The organism is Marinobacter azerbaijanicus (genome assembly GCF_030250645.1).
Classification (GTDB): domain Bacteria; phylum Pseudomonadota; class Gammaproteobacteria; order Pseudomonadales; family Oleiphilaceae; genus Marinobacter; species Marinobacter azerbaijanicus.
This window is the reverse complement of the sequence record NZ_JASSVS010000001.1, coordinates 658,406-673,335: the sequence shown is the minus strand read 5'-3', so window position 1 is coordinate 673,335 and position 14,930 is coordinate 658,406. Positions and strand designations below refer to the sequence as shown.

Here is a 14,930-nt window from a genome sequence, read left to right as displayed (position 1 = left end):
CCACCGACTCATGAAGCTGACAGCAAGGCAAACACAGGTACTGGACATCATACGTCGTTATGTCGACGAGACCGGATACCCGCCGACCCGAGCAGAGATTGCTGCGGAACTCGGGTTCCGCTCAGCCAATGCCGCTGAGGAGCATCTCAGGGCGCTGGCCAGAAAGGGCGCCATCGAGATGGTCCCCGGGGCCAGTCGTGGTATCCGCCTGCCGGAAGTCGAGGCGGACCCGGGGTTGCCCGTAATAGGCCAGGTGGCTGCTGGCAGCCCGATTCTTGCCCAGGAACATATTGAGGACCACTGCACCCTGCAGCCGGAATTTTTCTCGCCGTCTGCAGACTACCTGCTTCGTGTGCGAGGCATGAGCATGAAGGACATCGGCATTCTGGACGGTGATCTGCTCGCAGTGCATCGGACCAGCGATGTGCACAATGGCCAGATTGTTGTGGCCAGGGTCGGCGAAGAAGTGACCGTAAAGCGATTCCGCAAGGAAGGCTCAAGGGTGTATCTCATCGCTGAGAACGAAGAGTTCGCCCCTATTGAAGTGGATCTGACAGAACAGGAATTATTTATTGAAGGGCTGGGGGTCGGGGTTATCCGGCGCTCTGATCTTCACTGATACCCGGGTATCCGGACATTTCCGGCAGAGCTCCGCAGGGGCTCAGCTTAAAGGCAGATGAGGCTTATCATGGAACAACTCAGCTTTAATCAGAACCTGGCCTACGTTCACGGGAGCGGCAGATTCGTCGGCCCGGAGGCTGCCGGTTTGAGCAGCCATGATGCGGAAAGGGCGTCATCCCCGGGAGCGCGTCCGGCCCAGCCAGCGGGTAATGTAACTGAGATAATCTTGCCGGAAGGGCAGGTTGAAAACTTTCAGTTGTTGCTGCCAATGCTGACACAATTGAATCAGGAAAAGCGCTGGCTGGCCTGGATTGACCCACCACAGAGCCTGGTCAGCAAGTGGCAGACCATGCGTGGTATCGTGGCGGGTGAGTTACTTGTTTTGCGATCCACATCAGACTACCCCGCCCGGCAGCTGGCCGAACGGGCCTTGAGCGCGGGCACCTGTCATGCCGTTGTGATGTGGACGCGAAAACTTGGGCGTGAAGCCCTGACGTCACTGGAGCAGGCGTCGGCCAGGGGGAACAGCCACGGCGTGGTTCTTCGCCAGCGTTAAGAGGGCAGTCAGACGCGAGTCAGTGGAGCGTATAGGAGGGCTGGATATCGTAGGAATCCGGCTCTTCCTCTTCCCAGTCAATATCATGGGCCACATTGCCAACGGCTTCTATGCCGGCAGCGATCATGGCTTTAGCAACGCTCATATCCCGGTCTTCCATCATTTCCCGGGCTTCCGCCGAGAACGATATTTTTACCAGTGGTGCACTGTCGTCGTCGATCCGGCGAAGTGCGTAATCGCCATTGTTAAGTTGTACAATCTCGAAAAAAGAGGGTGACATTCAGTTAGCCTTTCAGTTCATACCCCTGATTCTCTGCACGCTGTGGCTCTACCACTCGCTATGCCGTTCCTCAAGGGTGTCGGTAAAGTGTTTCATCGCATTCAGGGTCTGTTCCAGAGCCTGCTTCGACCTGGCTGGGCCGGGATCCGCAGAAACGGCAATCACGTTTTCGTCGCTCACGGTTTTTTTGGCCGCCGGGGGGTTGCCCTGATGCTGTTCCAGTTGATCCAGATGGCTCCACCAGCTATCAGATTCGCTCGCCAGTTGCCTTAACTCTGCGGGCTCGGGAACGTCGTCGCCGAGTAATTCAGCCAGAGCCTCCAGGCTGTCGGGGCGCTCCTGTTTGTGCTGGTACATTCTGGCGACCATGACCAGAACCAGCTTTCTGGCACGCAGGGCAAGTTCAACCGATCCCTGCACCAGGGCTTCGCGCACCGGTACATTGCCGTTCTCGTCCACTTGACCCAGTAGGGTCCTGGCAAGAAAAATTTTCTGGGAAACCAGTGAATGCCACGGTGATGCCATGGATATACCTGTATGCGGTGCCATTGCTGTTCGATCAGTTAGCCGCCAAGCATAACATTTTCCGTGACGGATTTCTTCTCCGTATTAATGCGGCGAGCCTTTGACAAGAAACTACAAAGATTCACTTGAAACGAGCGTTTGAATTTGGCAAAAAGGCGCCCCGGTTTGAGTAACGTCTGATCCCCTGGCACCGGATTCCCGTTAACCGGAAGTCGTAACTGTCGGGTATCCAGGTCAGCTTCAGTGGAGGTTTTAGGGAATGCATAGCCGTTTGGTCGCAGGTATTACAGTCATGGCAGTGCTCGGGTTTGCAGGTGGCGTGTCAGCAAAGGTCAGTGAGGCTGAGGCCGAACGGCTGAATAATGAGCTCACCCCGATTGGCGCGGAGAGAAAGGGCAACACCTCCGGTAGTATCCCGGAATGGACAGGTGGAATGACCACGCTACCGGAGGGATGGTCGCCGGGGCAGGTAGAAATCAATCCATTCCCTGAAGACGAACCCCTGTTTGTGATTACCGCAGACAACGTGGATATCTACAGGGATAAACTCAGTGCGGGTCATATCCGTATGCTGGAGCAGTATGGCCCGGAGTTTGTCATGCCTGTATATCAGACCCGACGTACCGCCGCTTTTCCGGAGGATGTCTATGAAAAGTCCCGCGAGAATGCCCTGACTGCTGAGCTTCTGAGCAACGGCAACGGCGTAAGGGATACGATCATGACAAGTCCGTTTCCAATCCCGGAAAACGGCCTGGAGGTGATCTGGAACCACATTCTCCGGTACCGCGGCGAAGAGCTTTCGTTCCGCAGTGCCTCTGCAACGCCTCAGGTGAGCGGCTCCTACAACCAGGTGGTGAACCAGTACGATTACTTCTTTGCGTACAGCCGCAGGGGAGCGGATCTGGAAGACATTGATAACAAGATTTTCTATCTGAAAACCGACACCATTTCGCCCTCGAGCCTGGCTGGCACTATTACCCTGGTCCACGAAACGCTTGACCAGATCCGTTCGCCAAGGCTGGCATGGCGCTATGATGCAGGTTCGCGGCGACTGCGCAGGTCGCCCAACCTGGCTTACGAAACCGATCTGCCCAATGCCTCATCCCTGCGATCCGTGGATCAGAAGGATATGTACAACGGAGCGCCCAACCAGTACGACTGGGAACTGAAAGGCAAGCGGGAAATGTTTGTGCCCTACAATGCCTATAAGCTTCACGATGGCGATGTCAGGCCTGACGACGTCATTCGCCCGCAACACATCAATCAGCAACTTGCCCGCTATGAGTTGCACCGGGTGTGGGTTGTTGAGGCGAAGCTGCGTACCGGCATCAGCCACATATATGATCGGCGGGTATTCTATGTGGATGAAGACAGCTGGCAAATTCTGGCCACTGAAGAGTATGGCCGGGACGGGGAGCTGTGGCGTGTGTCCGAAGCCCACAACATCAGCTATTACAGTGAGCCGGTCTTCTGGACTACCATGGAGATGACGTACGACCTCAAGGCAGAACGGTATTATGTCGATGGCCTGGATAGTGGTTTCCCGGCCTATGATTTCAACCCTGGTTTCCGTGGCAACCAGTTCTCGGCTTCAGCAGCCCGCAGGGCCGCCCGCCGCTGACTTGAACTGGGGCCGGGGCCTTCATTGAACCCCGGCCATTGTCCGGGGCAAACAACGATACTGGAGACGCAGTTATGTCGGTGCCGGAGCAGCTGGAAGCAGTCGATACCCTGGTAGAGGATCTGAAAACCGCTCTTGCGGAGAAGAACTGGGAGGAGCTCTCGCGCCTGAATGAACGGGTCAAACCAACCATTGAGCCCGTAATGGCTGCCCTGGAAGCCGGTGAGCTGAGTCCGGAGCCGGTGAGAGAACGACTGGCGACCCTTCAGACCTATTGTGACCGTGCCAATATTTCGGCAAATGAGGCCAAGGCTGAAGCCCAGAAAGCGCTGAAGGAGATTAATCAGAACCGCAGTGCCGCGAAAGCCTACCAGAATGTCTCTTTAAATCGTCCGAAATAGCGTCATTAAATTGACTCAGGCGCGCTTACAGTCTTAAATACCGCACAAATCCCCGCAAGAGATTCGTTTGGATGTCGAAGAACAATAAGGTGCTGGTGCTCAGTGAGGACGATTCAAGAGAACGTGATATCGCTACCATACTTGAGTTTATCGGCGAGGAAGACATCGTAGTTGGTGAAGATGCCCGCTCGCTGCTTGCCAGTGCTGATCCCGAAATCATGGAAGAGGTCTCCGTTGTTGTCGTCAATGGCGAAGACGAGGGTGTTCAGAAGACGGTTGCGGCGGTGTGTGACGCCGGTAAAGGGCTCCCCGTTCTGATGGTTGGAGATCCGGACCTGAAAGGGTTGTCGGATGAGCAGGCCAGCCGGGTTATCGCCCGTATGGAGTGGCCCCTGAACTACACCAAGTTTGTGGACTCCCTGTATCGCGCCCAGATATACCGTGACCAGTTTGCCCGGTCCCGGGAACGGGGCCGGCAGCGTGAGGTGCAGCTATTTCGCAGCCTTGTGGGCACCAGTCGCAAGGTGCAATCAGTCCGGCAACTGATGGAGCAGGTTGCAGACAAGGATGTGAGTGTGCTGATCACCGGTGAGTCCGGTACCGGCAAGGAGGTCGTGGCTCGCAATCTACATTACCACTCAGCCCGACGTGACAAGCCGTTTGTGCCGGTCAACTGTGGCGCCATTCCCGCAGAATTGCTTGAAAGCGAGCTGTTCGGGCATGAGAAGGGTGCGTTCACCGGAGCCATTACCGCTCGTGTGGGCCGTTTTGAACTGGCTGAGGGTGGTACGCTGTTCCTCGATGAAATCGGCGATATGCCCCTGAATATGCAGGTGAAGATACTCCGGGTGTTGCAGGAGCGTACCTACGAGCGGGTGGGCAGCAATCGCACTCAGTCGGCTGACGTGCGGGTGATTGCGGCGACCCACAAGCACCTGGAGCAGATGATTGAAAGCGGGGATTTCAGGGAAGATCTCTACTATCGCCTGAACGTGTTTCCCATTGAGATGCCGGCCCTCAGGGAGCGGGTGGAAGACATTCCTCTGCTGATCAACGAGCTGATCTCCCGTATGGAGAAGGAGAAGCGGGGTTCGTTACGGATGAACTCCGCTGCGATCATGAGTCTGTGCCGTCATGACTGGCCCGGCAATGTACGGGAGCTGGCAAATCTGGTGGAGCGGCTGGCGATCATGCATCCATATGGGGTGATCGGGGTTCAGGAATTGCCCAAGAAATTCCGTTATGTTGATGACTACGATGAGAACCGGCCGGTAGAGGAGTCGGGGATGCCGTCGGGTATTCCGGGCCTGATCGGACTGGACACGCCAGCGTTATTGCCGGTGAACGGTATCGACCTGAAAGACTATCTTTCGAATCTTGAGAAGCAGTTGATCCAGCAGGCGCTGGATGAGGCTGGCGGTGTGGTGGCCCGTGCGGCGGAGAAGCTGCGGATCCGGCGAACAACCCTAGTGGAAAAGGTGCGGAAGTATGGGCTTCGGGATGAGGAGTCTGAAGAAAGCTGAGTAGCCCGCCTTGGTGGCATTGAACGGCGTCAAAGGTTTGTAACCTTCGGCGCCGTTGTTGTTTCCGGGTGACGGAAACCCGTCATCCGTCTTTTTTTCGTTTTCCTTTCCCTTTGAAATATAACTAAAAATTAAAGTTGGCACAGTGCTGGCTTGGTGTTGCCCCAAACGATCCATCCGATTGGTACGGGCCGGTGTTTGGTCCGGTCAGAGGGCGAGTTTATGAGTCAGGTGCAATTTGTTGGTTTGTCGTCGGCAAAGGATTCTTCAGCCAATGCGGCGGCGGATGTTAATGACAAGGTGACGGCGTTGTTCCCGGAGCAGGATGATGAGGCTGTGGGCACGGCGCTGGATCTTTTCAATCAGATGTCCCGGCAGATTACTGATTCGTATCGCACCCTGGAGTCTCGTGTTAACCAGTTGTCCGGAGAGCTGTCGGCGGAGTCTCGGCAGCGGCAGGCGGAACTGGAGCAGAAGGAGGAGTTGGCAGATCGGCTGTCCACGCTGCTCCACGCCCTTCCTGCGGGAGTTGTGGTTCTGGACAGTCAGGGGGTCGTGACGCAGACCAATCCCGCAGCAATCACGCTGTTGGGAGAGCCTCTTGGCGGTGAGCGCTGGGTGGATGTGATTCGCCGTTGTTTCGCGCCGCGAAGGGATGATGGCCACGAGGTGTCCCTGAAGGATGGCCGCCGCGTCAGCATTGAAATCCGTACCATGGAGAATCAGCCCGGTCAGTTGATCCTGCTGACGGACCTGACAGAAACCCGTCACCTGCAGGCGCAGCTCGCCCACGCCCAGCGTCTTTCGGCTATGGGGAAAATGGTCGCTTCCCTGGCACACCAGATTCGTACCCCGCTTTCAGCCGCCATACTGTATGGCGGGCATCTCAGCCAGGAAGATCTGGATGAGGAGATGCGCCAGCGCTGTGCTTCACGGTTAATGTCCCGTTTGACCCACCTTGAACAACAGGTTCGCGACATGCTCATCTTCGCCCGGGGAGAGACGCGGCTGGCGGAGGAGCTGTCTGCTGCCACCCTGGTACAGGCCTTGTCGTCCGCACTGGAGGGACTAAAGCTTCCGGCCGGGGTCGCGGTAAAGATGGACAGTCAGGCAGATGACGAATCGCTGATGTGCAACCGCGACGCCCTGGTGGGCGCTTGCACCAACGTCGTCAATAACAGCGTGGAGGCCGGTGCAACAGAGGTATCGGTTGTCGTTCTGTCCGGGGAAGGTGAGCTGGTGGTCCGGGTAACTGACAACGGTCCCGGATTTACCAGTGATCAGGCGAGTCAGCTTATGGAAGCTTTCTATACCACCAAGTCCCACGGCACAGGTCTGGGGCTGGCTGTTGTCCAGGCCGTCGTGAAAGCGCACCAGGGGCGTTTCTCGATGGATTCACCGGCCTCAGGCGGGGCTGTTGCAACCATTTCCCTGCCACTGCTTCGTTCGCTGTCGGCCAAGGGCCGTCAGCAGAATGCACACAATAACGACTGACCGGAGGCAACCATGGCCAAGGCCCAGATTCTGATTGTTGAGGATGACCACGATCTGCGCGAAGCGTTGGTAACAACCCTTGAGCTGGCCCGGTTCCGGGTGCGGGAAGCTGCCAATGCGGAGCAGGCGCTGGCACAGCTGGCCGAATCACCGGTGGACATGGTTGTCAGCGACGTAAACATGCCGGGTATGTCCGGCCATGACCTTCTGCATGAGGTGCAGCGGTTGTATCCCGGGTTGCCGACCATGCTGATTACGGCGTACGGCCAGATCAGCCATGCGGTTTCCGCCATGCAGGCGGGCGCCATTGATTACCTGGTCAAACCCTTTGAGCCTGCGGTGCTTGTGGATGCGGTGACAAGGGTAGTGGGGGGCGGCCGTCAGAAGAGTGGCGATCAGCCTGTGGCAGAAGATCCGATCAGTAAACGCATGTTCCAGCTTGCGGCCAAGGTGGCGGCCAGTGACTCAACGGTCATGATTTCCGGTGAAAGCGGCACCGGTAAAGAGGTGCTGGCGCGCTACATTCACCAGCAGTCCCCGCGATCGGATCAGCCGTTCATTGCAATTAACTGTGCAGCGATTCCGGAGAATATGCTGGAAGCGATCCTTTTCGGTCATGAAAAGGGAGCCTTCACTGGCGCCGTCGCGTCGTCTCCCGGCAAGTTTGAACAGGCAAACGGTGGCAGTATCCTGCTGGACGAGATTTCAGAAATGGACCTGGGCCTGCAGTCCAAGCTATTGCGGGTGTTGCAGGAGCGGGAGGTTGAGCGGGTGGGTGGTCGCAAGACCATTTCACTGGATGTGAGGGTGATTGCCACCACCAACCGTGACCTGTCGGAATACGTGCGTGAGGGCAAGTTCCGCGAAGACCTGTACTACCGGCTGACTGTGTTCCCCATGCACTGGCAGCCCTTGCGGGAGCGAACCCTTGATATCATGCCTCTGGCCAGTGCCTTGCTGAAAAACCACTGTCGCAAGATGAAACTGACCGGTGTGACCTTTGCGCCGGATGCCAGGAGCGCTCTCATGGCCCATCAATGGCCAGGCAATGTCCGTGAGCTGGACAATGCGATCCAGCGGGCTCTGGTGCTTCACCAGGGGAACGTGATCCATGCCGGCGATCTCTGCCTGGAGCTGGGAATCACCGGAAGAATGGACAGTGACTCAGCTCCGGCGACGCCTCAGTATACCGCACCCGCAACAGACGTTCAGTCAGCAGATTCTGGGGTTGAGGGTTCTGATCACTCACTGGATGAGGTGGGCCTTGATGGGCTGCCGCCAACATCCCTGGGTGACGAGGTGCGGCAACGTGAGTTTCGGATCATAATACAGGCCCTGAAAAAAGAGCGCGGCCGTCGCAACCGGGCTGCGGAGCAGCTGGGGATCAGCCCACGCACACTCAGATACAAACTTGCCCAGATGCGGGATGCCGGCATTGATCTGGATGCCGAGTTGGCGACCGCCTGAGCTCCCGCGCAACTCTGTCAAAGACTCCTTCGTTCGGCACCTCAGGGTGCCGTTTTTCATGCCATCGTCAAAACTCTGTCGCTATCATAATCCTTTCTTTCTGAACTCCCATTAACATAATGAAAAACAAGCAATAAATAATATTGGCCTGTGGTTTGCTTAACCCCGCAAAGAGATATCCAGTTCAAAGGCTTGCCCACAACATGGGTGATCCGGGAGAGTGAATCATGGTCCAGCGTGCTGACATCAACAGTGTTCTTTCAGAAATCCGCAACATGCGCTCGCAGATGATGGAGAATCAGCGGATTGAGCAGGATAACAATATCCGCGGCCGGGTGGACGGGCCTTCGCGGGTTCAGGAAACCCCTGAAACCCCCAGGTTCAGTGACATGCTCAGCCAGGCTGTGGGGTCGGTGAACGAGCTCCAGCAGGCGTCCAGTGATCTCAAGACAGCCTACGACATGGGAGATCCCAATGTGGATATTACCCGCGTGATGATTGCTTCTGAAAAATCATCCATCTCCTTTGAGGCATTGACCCAGGTTCGTAACCGGGTCGTCAAAGCCTACGAAGACATCATGAACATGCCGGTTTGATAGCGGAGCAGACCCATGGCCAGTGTACCTGCCGAAACCTCATCCTCGAACATGCCCGCTGCGCGGGATGAAGACACCGGCGAAAGCCGCAGTGATCTGATATTCGGGTTCAACCGGCTGAATCTGCTCCGGCAGATAGGCCTGATGGTAGGGCTTGCAGCCAGTGTCGCCCTTGGGGTTGCCGTGGTCCTGTGGGCCCAGGAACCGAATTACCAGCCGGTGGTCGGCGACATGTCCGGCTATAACCCCCAGGACGTCACCACCATTCTCGACGCCAATGGCATTGATTACCGCATGGATCCCCGTACCGGTGCTTTGCTGGTGCCTTCCGATGAGGTGTATAACGCCCGCCTGAAGCTGGCAGCCGAAGGCGTGACCGATGAGCAGACGATCGGCTATGAACTTCTGGACCAGGATCAGGGGCTGGGGACCTCCCAGTTTATGGAAACCATCAGCTTCCGCCGGGGTCTGGAGGGGGAGCTGGCACGCACCATCACCAGCATGCGCACGGTCCGTGCGGCGCGGGTTCACCTGGCCATTCCGGAGCGCTCTGTTTTCGTTCGTGATGCCCGTACGCCCACGGCGTCTGTCTTCCTTGAGGTAGTTGCCGGTCGCCGTCTGGAGCATGAACAGATTGCCGCCATTGTGAACCTGGTTGCCGGCAGTATTCCGGAAATGACCAAGGACAACGTCACCGTGGTCGACCAGAGCGGAAACCTGCTCACCGGTCGCGACGACGGCGGCGACAGTCGCCAGATGGAAGATCAGTACGATTATACCGCGCGAGTCGAGGACCGCCTGACACGCCGGGTTGCATCCCTGGTACGTCCGGTGGTTGGTGATGGCAGGTTCCGTGCCGAGGTGACGGCGGACCTCGATTTTTCATCGGTAGAGCAGGCCGAGGAACTCTTTAATCCTGAACAGCAGGCTGTGCGCAGCGAGCGCCAGATGTCGGAGCGTCGCGCAGGCGGCGCTGCTGGCGGTATCCCCGGTGCCCTTTCCAACCAGCCGCCGGCCCAGGCAACCGTGCCGGAGCAGGCCAACGGTGATGATGCCGATGGAGGGGCTCAGCCAGCTCCGGTCAATGTGCGCGAGGAGTCGACCCGTAATTATGAGATGGACCGTACGGTCAGCTACGTTCGTCAGGAACTGGGGCGGGTGAAAAGGCTGTCCGTAGCCCTTGCTGTTGATGATATGAAGGTGGTGGATCCCCAGACCGGGGAAGTCAGCTATGAACCCTGGCCCGAGCAGGAGTTGCAGCGCCTGACCATGCTGGTGCGTGATGCGGTAGGGTATTCAGCGGCCAGGGGTGACAGTGTTACGGTAATGAACACGGCATTTGCCGCCGAAGAGCAGGTAGAGTTTGAAGCGCCGGCATTCTGGGAGCAGCCCTGGTTCTGGGATCTGATGAAACAGGTTCTTGCAGGGTTGGTGATTCTGGTGTTGGTGCTTGGACTGCTGCGGCCTACCCTGAAAAGCCTTTCCGGTGGTGGCCGCAGTGGACGCCGGGGTGAAGGCGGCGAAGAGGGCTACGAAGGACTCGATGGTATTGAGGGCGGTGATGCGCTGCGTGAGGCCATGCATTCACAGGATGATCTGCTTTTGCCCGGAGCAACAGACAGCTATGATAGGCAGTTGAATGCATTGAAAGGCCTGATTGCGGAAGACCCCGCCAGGGTCTCCCAGGTGATGCGCCAGTGGGTGAACGTTGATGAGTGATGAGAACAACCGCCAGCCTGAGGCGCCGCAGAAGCCCCAGCGGAAAATTCCGCGGGTCGAGCAGGCGGCCATCCTGTTGATGTCGCTTGGTGAAAACGACGCCGCCGAAGTGCTCAAGCATATGGGCCCGAAAGAGGTTCAGCGGGTGGGTGTGGCCATGGCCCAGATGAAGGATGTCAGCAAGGACGACGTCACCTATGTGCTGAACCAGTTTGTTGAAGCCGTTGGTGGGCAGACCGGGCTGGGCGTTGGCAATGACGACTATATCCGGACCATGCTTACCCAGGCGTTGGGGGACGACAAGGCCTCCAGCCTGATCGACCGAATTCTCATCGGCGGCAATACCACTGGCCTGGATACCCTGAAGTGGATGGAGCCACGTGCTGTCGGGGACATTATTCGTTATGAGCATCCCCAGATTCAGGCCATCGTTATTTCCTATCTTGACCCGGACCAGGCTGCCGAAATCCTGGGTACACTGGATGAAAAGGTGCGCCTGGACGTGATGATGCGTGTGGCCTCCCTGGAGAGCATCCAGCCCCAGGCCCTGCAGGAACTCAACGATATCCTTGAGAAGCAGTTTTCCGGTGGCTCCGCGGCCCAGACCAGTCGCATTGGCGGGGTCAAGCGTGCTGCCGACATCATGAACTTTATGGACCGCAGCATTGAAGGCGGCCTGATGGACTCGATCAAGGATATGGATCCGGATCTGGCTTCTACCATTGAGGACCTGATGTTTGTCTTTGATAACATCAAGGACATTGATGACCGGGGTATTCAGGCGCTATTGAGGGAGGTGTCCTCCGAAGTGCTGGTCGTGGCACTGAAGGGTGCCGACGACGCGGTTCAGGAAAAAATCTTCAAAAACATGTCCAAGCGTGCCGCCGAGCTGCTTCAGGATGACCTGGAGGCCAAGGGGCCGGTGCGGGTCAGCGAAGTGGAGTCGGCCCAGAAGGACATTATCACTATCGCCCGCCGGATGGCTGAAGCCGGTGAAATCACGCTCGGCGGTGCTGGCGAAGAAATGATGTAATGAAAGATCCCCGCCGTAACCTCGACCGCATCCCCAAGGAAAACCTCACCGCCTATGAGCGCTGGGAACTTCCTTTGCTGGATGCCCGGGGCAACGAGGTTGCACGGGAGGAGGAGCGTGAGGTAAAGCCTCTGACCGCGTCCGACATTGAGGAGATTCGCCAGGCCGCCCATGAAGATGGTCACGCAGAAGGCCGTGACGCGGGTTATCAGGCGGGGTTCGATGAAGGCCGTGAAAAAGGCCACCAGGAAGGGTACGAGGCCGGCCTTGCGGAGGGCCGTGAGCGGGGAATCGAGCAGGGTCTGGCGGAAACCCGCAAGGAAGTGGACGTCAAGCTCGACCGGCTGGAACACTTGTTGGGTGAGTTGCTGGTGCCCATCAGGCGTCACGAGGATGAGGTGGAGACAGCCCTGGTCAACCTGACCACTGTTCTCGCCCGTGCGGTTGTGTTCCGTGAACTGTCTCTGGATTCTTCCCATATCGCCGAAGTGGTCCGGCGTGCCATGTCGGCGCTGCCCTCTACCACGGAAAACGTGCGTATTCATATTCATCCTGATGACTATCAATGGGTCAGTGAAGTGGCTGGAAAGTTCGAGGCCGCTACTTCCATTGTGGAGGATGCCTCGGTGCTGCGGGGTGGCTGCAAGTTGGAAACCCGCCACAGCCTGGTGGATTTCACGGTGGAAAAACGCTTCCAGAAGGCCGTGCAGGGTATGCTGGACAAGCAGCTGGACAATGAAAAAGACGGTGAAGGAGAAGAGCTTGATGCCATGATGAGCGATCTCACCGACTTCCAGCACAATGTGCTTGATTCCGACAAGGGTGGGGACAATGACGGCACATCTGGCTGAACGTCTCGCAAGACTGCACGACCATTTCACCGAAGAACTGCAACCGGAGCTATCCGGTCGCCTGACGCGGATGGTTGGTCTCACGCTGGAATGCGTGGGTTGCCCCATGGTGGTGGGAGATCGCTGTGTTATTACCGGGCAGGGTGCTGGCACAGTAGAAGCGGAAGTGGTGGGATTTGAGGATGACCGTGTCTATCTCATGCCCCTGACGGCCATCGAAGGGTTGCGGCCCGGCGCCAGGGTGGTGCCGTTATCGGTGGCCAGTCGGGTTCCGGTAGGACCTGAACTGTTGGGGCGCGTGGTCAACGGCAATGGTGAGCCACTTGACGGTAAGGGGCCCCTGCAGGCAGAAGCCCGGGTGTCTCTCAGTGGCGACATCATCAACCCCCTCGACCGGGCGCCGGTTCGCCAATCCATGGACGTTGGAATCAGGGCGATCAATGCGCTGCTGACGGTGGGGCAGGGGCAACGTCTGGGCCTGTTTGCCGGCAGTGGCGTGGGTAAAAGTGTATTGCTGGGCATGATGACCCGGTTCACCAATGCCGATATAACCGTGGTCGGGCTGATCGGTGAGCGTGGCCGCGAAGTCAAGGAATTCATTGAAGACATACTGGGGGACGAGGGCCTGGACCGCTCCGTGGTGGTGGCCTCTCCTGCCGATGATTCGCCGTTGATGCGGCTGCGTGCGGCCATGTTGACCACCCGTATTGCAGAGTACTACCGGGATCAGGGCAAGCGGGTCCTGTTATTGATGGATTCCCTTACCCGTTATGCCCAGGCCCAGCGTGAAATTGCCCTGGCCGTGGGCGAACCGCCGGCGACCAAGGGTTACCCGCCCTCGGTATTTGCCAAGTTGCCGCAACTGGTCGAACGGACCGGCAATGGCCGTCCCGGTGGTGGTTCCATTACCGCTTTCTACACGGTACTGACAGAAGGCGACGACCAGCAGGACCCCATCGCCGATGCCGCTCGGGCAATTCTGGATGGCCACATTGTGCTGTCACGGCGGCTGGCTGAAGAGGGGCACTATCCCGCCATCGATGTAGAGGCCTCGATCAGCCGGGTGATGCCCCAGGTAACGGAACCCGAACACTTTGCCCGCGCTCAGCGTTTCAAGCAGGTCTATTCCCGTTACCAGCAGGCCCGGGACCTGATCAGCGTAGGCGCCTATGTAAAGGGATCGGATCCGGAAACCGACTTTGCCATTGCCCATATCGGCAACATGGGGCAATTCCTCCAGCAGGGGCTGAACGAAAGCGCACCCCTGGAAGACAGTATCCAGCAGTTGCTGGCGGTAGTGCCGGAAAGACGCTCGCCTGACCGCGCCAAAACTCCGCCGGCAGCGGCCGGAGGGGGCAACTGATGTTGCGATCCCAGCGGCTGGCCGTGGTGCTGACCATTGAGGAGCGCAAGGAGAAGGCTGCGCTGGAGAAAATGGCCGAGGCTCAGCAGCACCATGAGGCCCAGCGCCAGCAGATCGAAAACCTTGAGCGTTACCAGACGGAGTACCGGGAACAGATCCGCAACAGTCAGCACGGCGTGGTGTCAGTTGCCCGGCTTCAGGGCTGGCAGGCGTTCATTGCCCAGCTCGATCAGGTGATCGGCCAGCAGCAGAAACTGCTGGCTCAGGCTGAACAGCGACTCCAGGCCTGCCGCGAAGAGTGGCAAAAAGCCTGGGAGCGACGCCGGGGTATGGAAAAGTATATTGAAACCTGCCGCCGTCAGGAACAGCGGGAGCAGGACCTGAAAGAGCAGAAACAGATGGACGAGGCTGCCGGGCGGATTCTTGCAAGACGACGATGACGTTGCGCTCGAAACGGGTAGAATGGATGCAAATTCAGTATGGTGAGCTATCCTTTACTTCAGGATGCCCCGCGAGGCTGATTTGATTTCCTGTTACCACGCTCTCAACTCATGGAGGCTCCGGAATGCCGATTCAGACGCATCGCAGCGAGGATGGTCGAACCCTGACCATCAAAATTGAAGGGCGCTTCGATTTCAGCACCCATCAGGCCTTTCGTGATGCCTATGAACATGGTGATGAAAATGTAACGGCTTTCGTGGTGGACCTCTCCGACACCACCTATCTCGACAGCTCGGCTCTGGGTATGTTGTTGTTACTGAGAGACTATGCCGGGGGCGACGCTGCAAAAATACGTATCGAAAACTGCAACAGTGACGTGCGACGAATACTGTCCATATCCAACTTTGAGCAGTTGTTTGCGATTCGCTGAATCATGACA

General features: G+C 57.7%; 16 protein-coding genes. 14 read left to right on the top strand and 2 right to left on the bottom strand.

Translation table 11 applies throughout. The features are described 5' to 3' along the window. Positions 1 to 10: 10 nt before the first annotated feature. Together lexA and QPM17_RS03060 are read left to right on the top strand one after the other, a co-directional pair. Positions 11 to 619: a transcriptional repressor LexA gene (gene lexA / locus QPM17_RS03065; protein WP_285388633.1), complete on the top strand. Its 609-nt coding sequence runs from the start codon at positions 11 to 13 to the stop codon at positions 617 to 619. A gap of 69 nt (positions 620 to 688) precedes the next feature. Further along, complete coding sequence (locus tag QPM17_RS03060) at positions 689 to 1,177, top strand: cell division inhibitor SulA (RefSeq protein WP_285388632.1); 489 nt, start codon at positions 689 to 691, stop codon at positions 1,175 to 1,177. A 19-nt stretch (positions 1,178 to 1,196) separates the two neighbouring features. On the opposite strand, the gene QPM17_RS03055 is transcribed toward QPM17_RS03060, so the two are convergent. Together QPM17_RS03055 and QPM17_RS03050 are read right to left on the bottom strand one after the other, a co-directional pair. Then, a complete protein-coding gene (locus QPM17_RS03055) occupies positions 1,197 to 1,457 on the bottom strand; it encodes a hypothetical protein (protein WP_285388629.1) in 261 nt (86 codons plus the stop codon). A gap of 48 nt (positions 1,458 to 1,505) precedes the next feature. Beyond that, positions 1,506 to 1,982: a DUF6586 family protein gene (locus QPM17_RS03050; protein WP_285388628.1), complete on the bottom strand. Its 477-nt coding sequence runs from the start codon at positions 1,980 to 1,982 to the stop codon at positions 1,506 to 1,508. Between the two features lie 259 nt (positions 1,983 to 2,241). On the opposite strand from QPM17_RS03050, the gene QPM17_RS03045 reads away from it, so the two are divergent. From QPM17_RS03045 to QPM17_RS02990, 12 genes are all read left to right on the top strand, one after another. Continuing rightward, positions 2,242 to 3,603 carry a DUF1329 domain-containing protein gene (locus QPM17_RS03045; RefSeq protein ID WP_285388627.1) on the top strand — a complete coding sequence of 454 codons (1,362 nt, stop codon included), beginning with the start codon at positions 2,242 to 2,244 and terminating at the stop codon, positions 3,601 to 3,603. A 74-nt stretch (positions 3,604 to 3,677) separates the two neighbouring features. Next, on the top strand, positions 3,678 to 4,004 hold the full coding sequence (locus QPM17_RS03040; protein WP_285388626.1) for an SOS cell division inhibitor: 327 nt from the start codon (positions 3,678 to 3,680) through the stop codon (positions 4,002 to 4,004). Between the two features lie 71 nt (positions 4,005 to 4,075). After that, on the top strand, positions 4,076 to 5,527 hold the full coding sequence (locus QPM17_RS03035; RefSeq protein ID WP_285388625.1) for a sigma-54 dependent transcriptional regulator: 1,452 nt from the start codon (positions 4,076 to 4,078) through the stop codon (positions 5,525 to 5,527). A gap of 222 nt (positions 5,528 to 5,749) precedes the next feature. Continuing rightward, positions 5,750 to 7,021: a sensor histidine kinase gene (locus QPM17_RS03030; protein ID WP_285388624.1), complete on the top strand. Its 1,272-nt coding sequence runs from the start codon at positions 5,750 to 5,752 to the stop codon at positions 7,019 to 7,021. Between the two features lie 12 nt (positions 7,022 to 7,033). Continuing rightward, a complete protein-coding gene (locus tag QPM17_RS03025; protein ID WP_285388623.1) occupies positions 7,034 to 8,488 on the top strand; it encodes a sigma-54-dependent transcriptional regulator in 1,455 nt (484 codons plus the stop codon). A gap of 227 nt (positions 8,489 to 8,715) precedes the next feature. Continuing rightward, positions 8,716 to 9,084 carry a flagellar hook-basal body complex protein FliE gene (gene fliE / locus QPM17_RS03020; RefSeq protein ID WP_285388622.1) on the top strand — a complete coding sequence of 123 codons (369 nt, stop codon included), beginning with the start codon at positions 8,716 to 8,718 and terminating at the stop codon, positions 9,082 to 9,084. A 15-nt stretch (positions 9,085 to 9,099) separates the two neighbouring features. Then, positions 9,100 to 10,803, top strand: a complete 1,704-nt coding sequence (gene fliF, locus QPM17_RS03015; RefSeq protein ID WP_285388620.1) for a flagellar basal-body MS-ring/collar protein FliF — start codon at positions 9,100 to 9,102, stop codon at positions 10,801 to 10,803. Continuing rightward, positions 10,796 to 11,836: a flagellar motor switch protein FliG gene (gene fliG / locus QPM17_RS03010; protein WP_285388619.1), complete on the top strand. Its 1,041-nt coding sequence runs from the start codon at positions 10,796 to 10,798 to the stop codon at positions 11,834 to 11,836. The genes fliF and fliG overlap by 8 nt, the downstream gene beginning before the upstream one ends. Next, positions 11,836 to 12,687, top strand: a complete 852-nt coding sequence (locus tag QPM17_RS03005; RefSeq protein WP_285388618.1) for a flagellar assembly protein FliH — start codon at positions 11,836 to 11,838, stop codon at positions 12,685 to 12,687. Before fliG ends, QPM17_RS03005 begins: the two co-directional genes overlap by 1 nt. Further along, positions 12,668 to 14,050 (top strand): flagellar protein export ATPase FliI, encoded by a 1,383-nt coding sequence (gene fliI, locus QPM17_RS03000; RefSeq protein WP_285388616.1) that lies wholly within the window; start codon positions 12,668 to 12,670, stop codon positions 14,048 to 14,050. The genes QPM17_RS03005 and fliI overlap by 20 nt, the downstream gene beginning before the upstream one ends. Continuing rightward, positions 14,050 to 14,490, top strand: coding sequence for a flagellar export protein FliJ (fliJ, locus tag QPM17_RS02995; RefSeq protein WP_285388613.1), 441 nt, complete (start codon positions 14,050 to 14,052; stop codon positions 14,488 to 14,490). The genes fliI and fliJ overlap by 1 nt, the downstream gene beginning before the upstream one ends. A gap of 125 nt (positions 14,491 to 14,615) precedes the next feature. Then, the gene (locus QPM17_RS02990) at positions 14,616 to 14,921 is read left to right on the top strand and encodes an STAS domain-containing protein (RefSeq protein WP_285388612.1); all 306 of its coding nucleotides are present in this window, start codon (positions 14,616 to 14,618) and stop codon (positions 14,919 to 14,921) included. Positions 14,922 to 14,930 lie beyond the last annotated feature (9 nt).

What these genes read in the sequence shown, in the direction of transcription:
- lexA (WP_285388633.1), top strand. Translation starts at nt 11, where the DNA reads ATGAAGCTGACAGCAAGGCAAACACAGGTACTGGACATCATACGTCGT.
- QPM17_RS03060 (WP_285388632.1), top strand. Translation starts at nt 689, where the DNA reads ATGGAACAACTCAGCTTTAATCAGAACCTGGCCTACGTTCACGGGAGC.
- QPM17_RS03055 (WP_285388629.1), bottom strand. Translation starts at nt 1,457, where the DNA reads ATGTCACCCTCTTTTTTCGAGATTGTACAACTTAACAATGGCGATTAC.
- QPM17_RS03050 (WP_285388628.1), bottom strand. Translation starts at nt 1,982, where the DNA reads ATGGCATCACCGTGGCATTCACTGGTTTCCCAGAAAATTTTTCTTGCC.
- QPM17_RS03045 (WP_285388627.1), top strand. Translation starts at nt 2,242, where the DNA reads ATGCATAGCCGTTTGGTCGCAGGTATTACAGTCATGGCAGTGCTCGGG.
- QPM17_RS03040 (WP_285388626.1), top strand. Translation starts at nt 3,678, where the DNA reads ATGTCGGTGCCGGAGCAGCTGGAAGCAGTCGATACCCTGGTAGAGGAT.
- QPM17_RS03035 (WP_285388625.1), top strand. Translation starts at nt 4,076, where the DNA reads ATGTCGAAGAACAATAAGGTGCTGGTGCTCAGTGAGGACGATTCAAGA.
- QPM17_RS03030 (WP_285388624.1), top strand. Translation starts at nt 5,750, where the DNA reads ATGAGTCAGGTGCAATTTGTTGGTTTGTCGTCGGCAAAGGATTCTTCA.
- QPM17_RS03025 (WP_285388623.1), top strand. Translation starts at nt 7,034, where the DNA reads ATGGCCAAGGCCCAGATTCTGATTGTTGAGGATGACCACGATCTGCGC.
- fliE (WP_285388622.1), top strand. Translation starts at nt 8,716, where the DNA reads ATGGTCCAGCGTGCTGACATCAACAGTGTTCTTTCAGAAATCCGCAAC.
- fliF (WP_285388620.1), top strand. Translation starts at nt 9,100, where the DNA reads ATGGCCAGTGTACCTGCCGAAACCTCATCCTCGAACATGCCCGCTGCG.
- fliG (WP_285388619.1), top strand. Translation starts at nt 10,796, where the DNA reads ATGAGTGATGAGAACAACCGCCAGCCTGAGGCGCCGCAGAAGCCCCAG.
- QPM17_RS03005 (WP_285388618.1), top strand. Translation starts at nt 11,836, where the DNA reads ATGAAAGATCCCCGCCGTAACCTCGACCGCATCCCCAAGGAAAACCTC.
- fliI (WP_285388616.1), top strand. Translation starts at nt 12,668, where the DNA reads ATGACGGCACATCTGGCTGAACGTCTCGCAAGACTGCACGACCATTTC.
- fliJ (WP_285388613.1), top strand. Translation starts at nt 14,050, where the DNA reads ATGTTGCGATCCCAGCGGCTGGCCGTGGTGCTGACCATTGAGGAGCGC.
- QPM17_RS02990 (WP_285388612.1), top strand. Translation starts at nt 14,616, where the DNA reads ATGCCGATTCAGACGCATCGCAGCGAGGATGGTCGAACCCTGACCATC.